General features: G+C 65.6%; 11 protein-coding genes. 4 read left to right on the top strand and 7 right to left on the bottom strand.

What is annotated here, in order from left to right; translation table 11 throughout:
• The coding region (locus VGI12_13025; GenBank protein ID HEY2433591.1) for an AI-2E family transporter at positions 1–774 on the top strand (774 nt) is incomplete at its 5' end.
• Position 775: 1 nt separating this feature from the next.
• Here VGI12_13025 and VGI12_13020 read toward each other — a convergent pair.
• Positions 776–2,080: a sensor histidine kinase gene (locus VGI12_13020; protein ID HEY2433590.1), complete on the bottom strand. Its 1,305-nt coding sequence runs from the start codon at positions 2,078–2,080 to the stop codon at positions 776–778.
• A 103-nt stretch (positions 2,081–2,183) separates the two neighbouring features.
• On the opposite strand from VGI12_13020, the gene VGI12_13015 reads away from it, so the two are divergent.
• A complete protein-coding gene (locus VGI12_13015) occupies positions 2,184–3,038 on the top strand; it encodes a PA4780 family RIO1-like protein kinase (protein HEY2433589.1) in 855 nt (284 codons plus the stop codon).
• 14 nt (positions 3,039–3,052) lie between these two features.
• On the opposite strand, the gene VGI12_13010 is transcribed toward VGI12_13015, so the two are convergent.
• The 5 genes from VGI12_13010 to VGI12_12990 all read right to left on the bottom strand — a co-directional run bounded on the left by VGI12_13010 (position 3,053) and on the right by VGI12_12990 (position 8,112).
• On the bottom strand, positions 3,053–4,048 hold the full coding sequence (locus VGI12_13010) for an FAD-dependent monooxygenase (protein ID HEY2433588.1): 996 nt from the start codon (positions 4,046–4,048) through the stop codon (positions 3,053–3,055).
• 17 nt (positions 4,049–4,065) lie between these two features.
• Positions 4,066–5,343: a cyclopropane-fatty-acyl-phospholipid synthase family protein gene (locus VGI12_13005; protein HEY2433587.1), complete on the bottom strand. Its 1,278-nt coding sequence runs from the start codon at positions 5,341–5,343 to the stop codon at positions 4,066–4,068.
• Positions 5,344–5,373: 30 nt separating this feature from the next.
• Positions 5,374–6,516, bottom strand: a complete 1,143-nt coding sequence (locus VGI12_13000; protein HEY2433586.1) for a fatty acid desaturase — start codon at positions 6,514–6,516, stop codon at positions 5,374–5,376.
• 195 nt (positions 6,517–6,711) lie between these two features.
• Positions 6,712–7,653, bottom strand: a complete 942-nt coding sequence (locus tag VGI12_12995) for an SPFH domain-containing protein (GenBank protein ID HEY2433585.1) — start codon at positions 7,651–7,653, stop codon at positions 6,712–6,714.
• Between the two features lie 57 nt (positions 7,654–7,710).
• Positions 7,711–8,112 (bottom strand): hypothetical protein, encoded by a 402-nt coding sequence (locus VGI12_12990; GenBank protein ID HEY2433584.1) that lies wholly within the window; start codon positions 8,110–8,112, stop codon positions 7,711–7,713.
• Between the two features lie 38 nt (positions 8,113–8,150).
• On the opposite strand from VGI12_12990, the gene VGI12_12985 reads away from it, so the two are divergent.
• Positions 8,151–8,624, top strand: coding sequence for a hypothetical protein (locus tag VGI12_12985; GenBank protein HEY2433583.1), 474 nt, complete (start codon positions 8,151–8,153; stop codon positions 8,622–8,624).
• Positions 8,621–9,727, top strand: a complete 1,107-nt coding sequence (locus tag VGI12_12980; protein ID HEY2433582.1) for a type IV pilus twitching motility protein PilT — start codon at positions 8,621–8,623, stop codon at positions 9,725–9,727. The genes VGI12_12985 and VGI12_12980 overlap by 4 nt, the downstream gene beginning before the upstream one ends.
• A 25-nt stretch (positions 9,728–9,752) precedes the next feature.
• On the opposite strand, the gene VGI12_12975 is transcribed toward VGI12_12980, so the two are convergent.
• Positions 9,753–11,093: an ABC transporter permease gene (locus VGI12_12975; GenBank protein HEY2433581.1), complete on the bottom strand. Its 1,341-nt coding sequence runs from the start codon at positions 11,091–11,093 to the stop codon at positions 9,753–9,755.
• Between the last annotated feature and the right edge of the window lie 128 nt (positions 11,094–11,221).

The raw sequence follows: 11,221 nt of genomic DNA, 5'->3' as shown, positions 1-11,221 counted from the left end.
GCGCCGGCGGGTGATGCCTCCTCGGCCGAGGTGCGCACCCCCGTGGCGGTGCAGCTGCTGGATCAGACGCGCTCGATCCTCGTTGGCGTCGTCACATTGCTCATGCTCATGCTATTTCTGCTGGCCGGCGGTCCGCCTATGCTCGCGCGCATGTGTTCGGCACTGGCGATCGAGCTGAAGTCCACGCGCACGCTGGCGGTCATCACCGCCGTGCGCAGTGAATTAGGGCGCTACTACGGCGGCATCGCTCTCATCAACCTGGGTCTGGGCGTGGCCACCGCCGCCGTCATGTCATCATTATCCATGCCCAATCCGGTACTGTGGGGCACGGTCGCGGCGCTGCTGAATTTCTTTCCGTACGTGGGATCGGCCACCACGCTGGTGCTGCTCACTATCGTGGCCTTCGTCACCTTCAGCAGCGGCGGACACGTCGCGGCGGTGGCCGCGAGCTACCTGACGCTTGCCACCATCGAAGGCCAGGTGGCGCAACCGCTGATCGTCGGCCGGCGATTGAAACTCAATCCCATCATCGTCTTCCTGGCGCTGTGGTTTGGCGGTTGGTTCTGGGGTGTGGCCGGAATCGTGATCGCCGTGCCCACGCTGGTCTCTTTGAAGGTGGTGGCCGCGCACTCCAAGCGCGGCGAGCCGGTGCTTGAATTCCTCAGTCCGGAAGAGTCCAAGCCGGCACGGCTGCTGGCGGCAAAGGGCGCGCGCGCCTGGCGAGAGGTGGTGGGCAGTGCGGGCTCCGGTCGCGGCTCCGGGACCGGTCGTTGACTCACTCGTAAGCGTCTTTGGGATAGGCGCGCGGAAAGCTGACGCGAAAGGTGGTGCCGGCCCCGGGCTCGGTTTCCAGTTCCAGGCTCGCATCGAGTAACTCGCACAGCCGCTTGACGATCGACAGGCCAATGCCTTCTCCCGCCAGCGCGCTCGGCGGCTGATGCCCGGACTGCGAGTCAAGCGTGGCCGCGGGTTCCGGCGTCGGACCGGCGCCGGCCGCGTCCACGGCATGCGACTCGATGGTGGCACGCTGCAGCTGATCCTCGAGCGGTGCGGCCGAGCCGCGCGTGAATCCCGGACCCGTGTCCTGCACGCTCAACAGCCAATGCGTTTCGCGCGTTTCCCAGACCACGCGCACGCCGCCTTGCTGCGTGGCCTTCAGGCCGTTGAGCATCAGGTTCTGGGCGATGCGCAATACCTTGGCACGATCGCCGAACACCGCCAGCGATTCCGCCCCCTGACTGAGCAGGAACAGATTGCGCTCCGCGGCCACGTTGCGCATGGTCTCGCACAAATCGCGCAATACCTGCGCCACGTCGAACTGGCTGATACGGCGCCGCTCCTGCCCCGCTTCGAGCCGCGCCACGTCGATCAGATCGCTGAGCAACGTGTGCAGCGTGCTCACTCCGCGCTGCAGAATCTGTGAGAACTGCGTGCGCTGCGGTTCGGAAAGATTGCGATTGAGCAGCACGCTGGCGTTGCTGATGACACCCACCGAGCCGCGCAGGTCGTGGGCGGCCTGACGCCAACCCTCCGCGCGCTGCTGCTCGAGCAGCTGCAGCTCGCGCACCGCCTGCTCCAGGTCGCGCAGCCGCGAGGCCGCTTCCGCCTGCTGCAGGCGCAGATAGCGCGTGCCGCTTTCGATCACACCATCGCTGCACATGCGCGCCAGCGCCCGGCGCGCGATCGGCATGACGCGCTGTGCGAGCTGCGGCTGGCTGGCGCTGAATTGCTCAAACTCCGCGAGCAGGCATTGCTGCAGGTGTCCCCATTCGCGCATGGTCTGGCGTTGATCGTAGCCCTGCTGCCAGCGGTGCAACCCGTGTTCGGCGGCACTGACGTTCTCCAGCGCCGCCGCCCGTCCCTCGTCGGGGGAATCGGCCGTGCGCAGGCGGTGCTCGAAACCGCGCAGTACCGCCGGAATGTGATCATTGAACTGGGCGCGCGACAGACTGGAAAAGGCGGCCAGTTCCGGATCGGTGGCGAGCGAATCATGCCAGGCGCGCAGAATCTCTTCGCGTCGCTGCGACAGATATTCAGCCAACGCCTGCAATTCGGCGTGCAGCCCTGCCTGGTCGGTCATTCGTTTCGATTGATCCTGTGGCGGCTCCCGCGCCCGCGCGCGACCCGCACAATTTATCACGCCGCGGACCGTTTGGCCCGGTTTGCTCTACACTGCGCGCCGCATGAAAGTACCCAAAGGCCTGCAACCGCTGGTCGAGGATGGCCTCGTCGACACGGTCGTCCGGCGGCTGCAAAGCGGCAAGGAAGCCTCGGTGTACATCGTCACTGGCGGCGGCCAGACGCTGTGCGCCAAAGTCTACAAGGAGGCCGAGCAACGCGGTTTCCACAAGCTCGCGCAGTACCAGGAAGGCCGCAAGGCCCGCGGCAGCCGTGATGCGCGCGCCGTCGGCCGGCGTGGACGCTATGGCCGCAAGGTCCAGGAAGCCGAGTGGAAGAATGCCGAGATTCAGGCCCTCTACCAGCTGGCCCGGGCCGGCGTACGCGTACCCCGGCCGCACGCGGTGCATGAGGGCGTGCTGTTGATGGAACTGGTAGTGGACCGGCACGGCGAGCCGGCGCCGCGGCTCAACCAGGTGCAGATGAGCCCGGAACAGGCCCGGCAGTGGCACGGTTTCATGATCACGCAAATCGTACTGATGCTGTGCAGCGGCCTGGTCCACGGCGACCTGTCCGAGTTCAACGTCCTGCTGGACACCCAGGGACCGGTGATCATCGATCTGCCGCAGGCCGTCAACGCCGCGGGCAACAACAATGCCTGGCGCATGCTCGAGCGCGATGTGCTCAATATGCGCACCACTTTCGCGCGCGCCGCGCCCGAGCTACTGGCGACCGACTATGCGCACGAAATCTGGAAGCGCTACGAGGCCGGCGACCTCACCGCCGATACCCCATTGACCGGCCAGTTCACGCGCGATACCAGGGCGGCCAACGTGGCGGCGGTGCTCGCCCAGATCGAGGCCGAGCGCGAGGCGGCCGAGGCACGGGAGCGCGCGCGGCTACAGGCCCTGGACGCGTAGTCGCCACGCGCAGCTCAATGGGCCGCGGCTGGCTCGTTCGCGCCGCGGGTAAAGGCCCAGTCCATCCAGCGACTGATCAGGCCACCGCCCATGCTGGCCCCCGTCACCCCGTCGAGCGCATAGCTACCGCCGTTGACGATGGCATCGGCGGCACGTTGACCGCTGCGGATCGCCGGGCCAATGCCCTCGCACAAATCGCGCGTGGCCAGTCCCGCGGCATCGCCGGTCAGAAACGCATTATCGAGACGCCCTAGGCGGGTCGGACCGCGCAGATAATAACTGTAGCCCGAAGGAGCCTCGGGCACGGTGATGTGAAATTGTCGCTGCAGCTTATCGGCAAAATGCTGCCAGTGCAGCCAGATGTCCTCGTCGCGCTGCTTCAGGCGCGCCGCCATGCCGCCCACACCGACATTGAGCCAGCCGCGTGCCTTGGGTACGTACCAGCTGTAGCCGGGTAAGCCGTGCTCGAAGAACCACAGATGACAGTCCCCGTCCCGCCACTCATAGGGAAATTCCAATTCCAACGTTACGGTCTGCAGACCGCGCACGCGCGCCATGGCATCGCGGAACAGCGCCCGGTACACCGGGCAGGAAGTGCCGCCGGCGCCGATCAGGTAGCGGCACCGGAACGCCTCATCCAGTACGTAGTCCTCGCCGTCGCGGCGGATGCTCTTGACGCCATGCTGCAGCACCGGCGCACCGCTCCTCTCGAGTAGCCACGCATCGAACTCGAAACGCCGGATCGAGTGCTGTACGCACGGTATGGGCAGGCGCAGGCCTTTGAGGTGCCAATGCAGGCGCCGGAAACTCAGGAAGCGGTGCGGGTAGTTGTCGATCTGCAGCTGCAAATCGCTCACCACTTCGGGGGTGATCCATCCGGCACACAATTTGGGCCGCGGGAAGCTGGCCTTGTCGAGCACCAGCACGTCGGCACCGGTCTGCTTGAGCCGGTGGGCAGCCGCGGAACCCGCAGGGCCGCCGCCTACGACGATGATCTCGGCGCTGCGCATGTCCGCTGCCGCCGCGCTCAGCGCGGATACATATATTCGCGCGTCAGCGGAATGCGGTTGTTTTCCTGGGTGGTGAACAGCACCTGGAACAGCTGCAAGGTGCCGGTCTCAAATGCCGCGATCGAGCCGGCCAGGTACAGCCGCCACATGCGCACGAAGAACTCATCGAACATGGTGCGCACCTTGCCCAACGCGACTTCATAGCGCGCCAGCCACTGGCGCAGCGTCAGCGCGTAATGCAGGCGAATATTTTCCACGTCGAGCACCGACAGACTCGAGGGCTCGAATACCTGCATCATTTCTCCCAGCGATGGCGCGTAGGCGCCCGGGAAAATGCGTTGCTCGATCCAGGGATGCAGCGGCGCAGGCCAGTTGCGGCCGATCGAGTGAATCAGTCCGCGACCTTCGGGGGTCAGCGCGCGTCGCGCCACACGTCCGAGCTCCGGATAATTCTCGCGTCCGACGTGTTCGAGCATGCCTACGGAGGCGAACACGTCATAGCGGCCGGTGATATTGCGGTAGTCGTCTTCCACGAATTCGACCTGCTTTTCCAGGCCCTGCTCGCGGGCGCGCTCGCGCGCGTAACGCACCTGCTCCTTGGAGATGTTGAAGGCGCGCACGCGCGCTCCGTAGCGGCTGGCCATGTGCAGCGCCAGGCTGCCCCAGCCGCAACCGGCCTCGACCACGCTCTCGCCGGCTTTCAGCCGCAGCTTGCGGCAGACATGATCCATTTTGGCGACCTGGGCCTGTTCGAGGCTGGCCTCGGCGGTGGGAAAATAGGCGCAGGTATACGCCATGGTCTCGCCGAGCCACAGCGAGTAAAAATCGTTCCCCAGATCGTAGTGGCGATGAATATTGCTGCGTGAACCGCGCAAGGTATTGCGCCTCGGTTTGTGCAGCCAGCGGCCGATCCGCCGCGCCATCGAGCCGGCATTGGTGCTGGCCGGAAAGCTGCGATAGATGATCTCCAGCAGCTGCACCAAGTCGCCCTCGACCTCGATCTTGCCGGCGCTATAGGCGTCGCCGAACCGCACCCGCGGATCACTCAGCAGGCCGACCAGCGTACCGCGATCGGCAATGCGCACCTGCACCGGTGGCGCGCCGCCGGAGCTAGCGCCAGAGCCGGCGATGCGCTCGCCGGTCCACAGCAACAGAAATTCGATCGGAGGATTGCCGAGAATGCCCAGCAGCCGGCGCACCAGTCGCGCATCCACGGAGGTTCCGCGTCGCACGCGAGCGATGGGAGCCGTGCTGTTAGGCGTCGCAAGCTCCTCGGTCTCGGAGGCGGCGTCCATGGTCTTCCCCTTTTTATTGAACCGTTACCGCTAGGCGAGTTGCGCCCGCAGCCTTCGCATTCGACGGTACTGTAATTGCAGCCCGTACTCCAATTCCTTGAGTTGTGATTGTAGCGCCGAGCGCTCCCAGCGTTCGATCATGGCGCGCTTGGTCTGTGCCAACCATTGCTCGCGCAGATGCGTCCAATCCGCGACCGCCTGGCAAAATGCCTCGTACTCCTCGGCCACCCGGCGACGCAACTGTTCGATATGCGCGTGTCCCGGCTGATGGCCCGCCAGCTGCTTTTCGGCACGCCGGAACTGTGTATCGAGCAAGGCCCGCTGGATTTTGAACCACGGAACCGTCTTCAGATTGCGAGCCAGTCCCAGCCAGCGCATGCCATTGATGAACCACTTCGACGGATCCCACTGCCACCAGCGCACGCCGTTGCGATAGTCGTGCGCAAACATGTGATGAAAGTTGTGATAACCCTCACCGTACGTCAGTAACGCAACTATTCCATTATCGCGGGCAGTGTTCTCGTCGGTATAGGGCTGAATGCCCCACATGTGTGCCAGAGAATTGATAAAAAAGGTGAAGTGATGGCTGACAACCAAGCGCAGCACCCCGGCCAGCAGGAAAGTACCCAGGACATCGCCCGTGGCCCAGCCCAGCAGCAACGGCAGGCCAAAATTCATGGCGAGCGCCAGCGGCACGTAGTAGCGATGTTGCAGGCTGACCAGAGGATCACGCTGCAAGTCCCTGACGACGCTGAAATCTGGATCGCCGCTGGGGTAGTTCTTCAACATCCAGCCAATGTGCGAGAACCAGAATCCCCGGCGGGCGCTGTACGGGTCCAGTTCGGTGTCGTCGATCTCGCGATGGTGTACCCGGTGGGTCGCGGCCCAGACCAGGGCGCTGTTCTGCAGTGCCATGGCGCCGAACAGCAGATACAGCACCTTCAGCACCGGATGGGCTTCGTACGTGGCATGGGCGAACAGGCGGTGGTAGCCGCAGGTGATCGACATGCCGTTGGCGCCGAGCAGCAGCACGAACAGGATCCAGGCCGTGGCGTGAAAGCCATGCGCAATGCCGTACCAGGGGACGCCAATGACGGCCACGGCAAAGGTCAACGCGAACATCAGCGTTGTCGTCCAGTTGCGCGTCACGTGATCCCAGCCGCTGCCACTCATGTCCCGCTCCCTGGCGCATGGCGCCCTGTCGCAATAATCCTACATTTCACAGCAATGCGATCGTAAGTTAATCAGTTAGTTACGTGCCGGCCAAGGCACCGTGCCCGGCACTACTTTAACAGCATCGCCTACACGCGTGCTGCGAACTGCCACGGCTACCCAGACAATGGGGCCGAATGGCGAAAAAACCGGGTTTCACGCCGGCGGGAGCCCTGCCCCGGGCGTCTCGGTCATCATGCCCACGACGCCCTGCATCACCCGGGCGGACGCCGCGGCGCCGTTGTCCATGAAGATCACCTTGCCCTGGGAGTGCTCGGAGACGTATTTCAGGGCGTCGGTGTATTCCAGGTACAAGAGAAATTTATTGTCAACGCCGGCCTCCTTGAGGCTCTCGGCCGCATCCTTCATGCCGGCGGCGATGTTTTTGCGAAACAGCGCCAGCCCCTCGCCGCGCAACGCCGAGGCCTTCTTGTCCGCCTCGGCGCCGATGGTCCGGTAGGCCGCCTCGGCCTCGGCATCTTTGGTGCGCTTGACCAGCAGGGCCGCGCCTTCATTAGCGGCGGCGGCCAGCAGGTTCTTGGATGACACCACCCGCGCCATGGAATCGATGATCTCCTTGTCGAAGGTCATGTCGGTGATCTGAATGTCGCGTACGACGTAGCCCCACGACGAGACGACCTCGTCGAGGTTCTTCTTGGTGTGGTCGACGATTTCGGCGCGCATGCCGAGGATGTCGGCCTGCTTGGTGGTCGCCACGAACTGCCGGATCGAGCCGTCGATCGTCCGCTGCAGCGCCAGCTGGAACTCCTGCGGCGTGGCGAAGCTGAACACCGCCTTCTTGATGTTCTCCTCGTCGGCGCTCGCCACCGCGTAGAGGACCATGGTCGCGAACCGGACGTTGGCCTGATCCTGGGTGATCGCCTGGAACTCGAGCTGCAGCGCGCGATTCTGCAGGGACAACCGCTGGAACACCTTCTCCCACGGCAGCTTGACGTTGAGCCCCTCGCGCATGATCCGGCTGTACTTGCCGAACACGGTGATCACCGCAACCGTCGCCTGCGACACGCTCCTGAACCAGGAGTAGATGAAGAAGCACGCGATGATGACAAAAATGATCAATGGTGCGGTGACTGGCATCGTTCCTCCGTTCTGGCCGACTGCCGCGCATTCTAGCCGTTTGCGGGCGCCGGCGCGCTACTGGCGGCCGATTCCGGGCTTGGCGCGCAGCGCCCCGTCCTCGACCGCGACGCGCAGCGGGTCCCATGACCCGCCGTGCCGCACGCCGGCGATCTCGGCGGGCAGCGGCTGCAGCTCGGTGTAGGGCAGCTGCGTCGGCAGCGGATGCTCAGGCGTGTAGGGGAGCGACACGGGCAGCGTCGGGTCGCTGTGGTCGCCGTGGAAGATCACGGACAGCTGCCCGGCGCGGGTGATCGATCCGGTGCCGACGATCACGACCGGCACGGCCGCGCCGGTGCTGTTCGCGAGCGCCACCGGCTGCGCGGCCTGTGCGGGCACGGGCATGCCGACCGCACACAGCCATACGAGGCAGGCGGCGATTATCGTCAGCAGGATCCTGGTATAGCGATCGACGGTCATCGTCGTGTCCCTCCTGTGCGTTACGATAGCAGGCCACGATGCAGCAGAAACAGGAACCTCAATCGGCGTTCCGGTTCGAGAAACGGCGCGTCGAGGCTGTCGTCAGTCTGACCGGCGGCGGCACCGCGCGGGGGTCGTTCTTCGTGGCCGGAGAGCGCGTCAGCGACCTGCTGAACCACGAATCGGGCTTCTTCCCGTTCGAGATCCAGACCGCTGCCGGCCCGCAGACGGTGCTGTACAACCGCGCGCACGTGATCGCCGTGGCGTTGTCGGATCGTGAGGCCGTGCGCGATCCCGGTTACGCCGTGGCCAAGCGCCGCGACGTCTGGATCGTGCTGTCGGAAGGCCGCCAGGTGCGGGGCGTCGTCCGCGTCTACCGCCCGCAGGGGCACGATCGCGTCAGCGACTGGACCCGCCAGCCGGAGACGTTCCGCTACGTCGACACCGACGAGGGCACGCTCCTCGTCAATGCCGCGCACATCGTCGCGGTCACGGAGGAGCCGCCCGCGTGAGCTTGAACCCTATCGATCAGCTGTTTCACGCGATGGTCGCGGTCGGCGCGTCCGACCTGCACCTGTCCGTGGGCTCGCCGCCGCTCGTGCGCAAGGACGGCCACATGATGCCGCTCGACCCGAAGGTGGCGCCGTTGAGCGGCGAGCAGGTCGTGCAGCTGCTCGCGCCGATCATGCCGGAGAGAAACCGCAAGGAGTTCGCCGAGCGGCACGACACCGATTTCGCCTACGAGATCGACGACCTGGCGCGCTTCCGCTCGAACGTCTTCGCCGACCGCCGCGGCCCCGGCGCGGTATTCCGCGTCATCCCGTCGAAGATCCTGACCGCCGAGCAGCTCGGACTGTCGCCCCACATCCTCAACCTGTGCGCGCTCAACAAGGGGCTGGTCCTGGTCACCGGCCCGACCGGGTCGGGCAAGTCGACGACGCTGTGCGCGATGATCGACTACATCAACCGCACCCGCCAGGATCACATCATCACCATCGAGGATCCGATCGAGTTCGTGCATCCGAACCAGAAGTGCCTGATCAACCAGCGCGAAGTACGGACACACACCGACTCGTTCAAGGACGCCCTCCGCGCCGCGCTGCGCGAGGACCCCGACATCGTCCTGGTCGGCGAACTGCGCGATCTCGAAACCGTGGCGATCGCCATCGAGACGGCGGAAACCGGCCACCTCGTGTTCGGCACGCTGCACACGACGACGGCGGCGTCGACGGTCGATCGCGTGATCGATCAGTTCCCCGCCGATCGCCAGGCGCAGATCCGGATCATGCTGTCGGAATCGCTGAAAGGCGTCATCGCGCAGAATCTCTGCCGCAAGATCGGCGGCGGCCGCGTCGCAGCGCTGGAAGTGCTGATCGTGACCCAGGCGGTCAGCAATCTCATCCGCGAGGGCAAGACGTTCCAGCTCCCGTCGATCATGCAGGTGAACAAGGCCGCCGGCATGGTGAGCCTGAACGACGCGTTGATGGACCTCGTGAACAAGAAGCTCATCGAGCCGGCCGAGGCCTACGCCAAGGCGGTCGACAAGATCGGGCTGGACGGGTTGCTGAAGCGAATCGGCATCAACCTGACGTCGCCGGCCCCGGTGAAAGCCTGAGGCGGGGACGCGTGACGCGGACCCGTCAGTCGTGCCGGAGCGCCTCGATGGGATTCAGCCTCGCCGCGCGCGCGGCGGGATAGCTGCCGGCGGCGAGGCTGACGGCGATCGAGAACCCGATCGCGCCGCCGATCAGCCAGAGCGGTAGCGAGAAGAGATTCCCCGTCGGCCCCCCCTGCTGCTGGATATAGAGGTTGGCGCCGAAGTTGATGACGCGGCCGACCAGCCAGCCGAGTGCCACCCCGGCGACGCCGCCCAAGGCGCCGATGGCCGACGCCTCGATCAGAAAGATGCGGCGGATGTCGCCGTCGCTGCCGCCGATCGCCTTCATGATCCCGATCTCGCGCGTCCGCTCGAGAATCGACATCACCATCGTGTTGACGATGCCCAGCGACGACACCGCGAGCGCGATCGATCCGATCAGGCTCAGGACGATGTCGAGCAGGATGAACGCACGCTTGGCGCCCTGCAGCGCGTCGTTGATCGAGAACGCGCTCAGGCCTTTCTTCCGGATCGCGTCTTCCACGTCTTCGGTGTAGGGCGCCCCAGCCACCTTGACCGTGATCGACAGATAGGTGTTGGCGCGCACCTGCATCGCCTTGGCGCGCGCCAGCGGCAGCATGATCGGCGTCACCTGAACGCCGATGCCGCCAGGCCCGGTCTCGCGCTCGACGATCCCGGCGATGCGGCACGGCGTTTCCTCCGGCTTCGGCGGCACGGCGGGAGCGGCCCCGGCCAGGATCGCGGCGACCGCCTCGGGCGAGGTGTGCACGAGCGTAACCGTCTGGCCTACGAGCGATCCGGGATCGGTCTCGTTCATCCGCTTGGCGAGGTCGAGACTCAGCATGCAGGCCAGATCGGAGTCGTTCGGGAAGAACTGCCCGTAGGAGATGGAGCGGAACGCCCCTTCTCCCTTCGCCGACATCGGGATGCCGGCGGCGGCGAACGATTCCTGCTCGCCGTTGTATTTCACCTGAAGCGGGACGCGGACGTTCGGAAAGACGTCGCGTACGTGCGGCAGCGTCGCGAGGTCCCTGAGCGTGTCGTCGTTGAGCTCGACGCGCGGTCCGGCGCCGGGCCCGCCTCCACGGCCGCCGCCGCGGCCCCTCCCGAAGGTCTGTCGCCCGACGCCGCCAAGGCGAGCCAGGCCGCCGGGCAGGTCCGAGGCGCTCACGATGGTGATCGAATCGAACAACCCCGAGCGCGTCAGACGCCCGACGAATTGATCCTGAAGCCCGACCCCGAGCGAGACCATGCCGGCGAGCGAGGCAATGCCGATCGAGACGCCGAGCGTGGTCAGAGTCGTGCGCAGCTTTGCATGACCGAGGTTGCGCATCGCGAGACTGGCCGTGTCGCGAAAGGTCATTGTTCTCCTGAGGGGCGTCGCCCCTCAGACTCCCCTACACCGTCGCTCGCTCGCCGCTCCGCCGGCTCGCGCCGCTCCGGTGGCTCGCTGCGCTGCGCTCGCTCGCATCGTCCGCGCCAGGCTGAACC

It is taken from the genome of Vicinamibacterales bacterium (assembly GCA_036496585.1).
Classification (GTDB): domain Bacteria; phylum Acidobacteriota; class Vicinamibacteria; order Vicinamibacterales; family 2-12-FULL-66-21; genus JAICSD01.
This window is presented reverse-complemented; position numbering and strand designations above follow the sequence as displayed.

Coding starts and splice junctions, on each gene's coding strand:
- VGI12_13000 (HEY2433586.1), bottom strand. CDS start 6,516: ATGAGTGGCAGCGGCTGGGATCACGTGACGCGCAACTGGACGACAACG.
- VGI12_12985 (HEY2433583.1), top strand. CDS start 8,151: ATGCAGCAGAAACAGGAACCTCAATCGGCGTTCCGGTTCGAGAAACGG.
- VGI12_12990 (HEY2433584.1), bottom strand. CDS start 8,112: ATGACCGTCGATCGCTATACCAGGATCCTGCTGACGATAATCGCCGCC.
- VGI12_13020 (HEY2433590.1), bottom strand. CDS start 2,080: ATGACCGACCAGGCAGGGCTGCACGCCGAATTGCAGGCGTTGGCTGAA.
- VGI12_12975 (HEY2433581.1), bottom strand. CDS start 11,093: ATGACCTTTCGCGACACGGCCAGTCTCGCGATGCGCAACCTCGGTCAT.
- VGI12_13015 (HEY2433589.1), top strand. CDS start 2,184: ATGAAAGTACCCAAAGGCCTGCAACCGCTGGTCGAGGATGGCCTCGTC.
- VGI12_13005 (HEY2433587.1), bottom strand. CDS start 5,343: ATGGACGCCGCCTCCGAGACCGAGGAGCTTGCGACGCCTAACAGCACG.
- VGI12_13010 (HEY2433588.1), bottom strand. CDS start 4,048: ATGCGCAGCGCCGAGATCATCGTCGTAGGCGGCGGCCCTGCGGGTTCC.
- VGI12_12995 (HEY2433585.1), bottom strand. CDS start 7,653: ATGCCAGTCACCGCACCATTGATCATTTTTGTCATCATCGCGTGCTTC.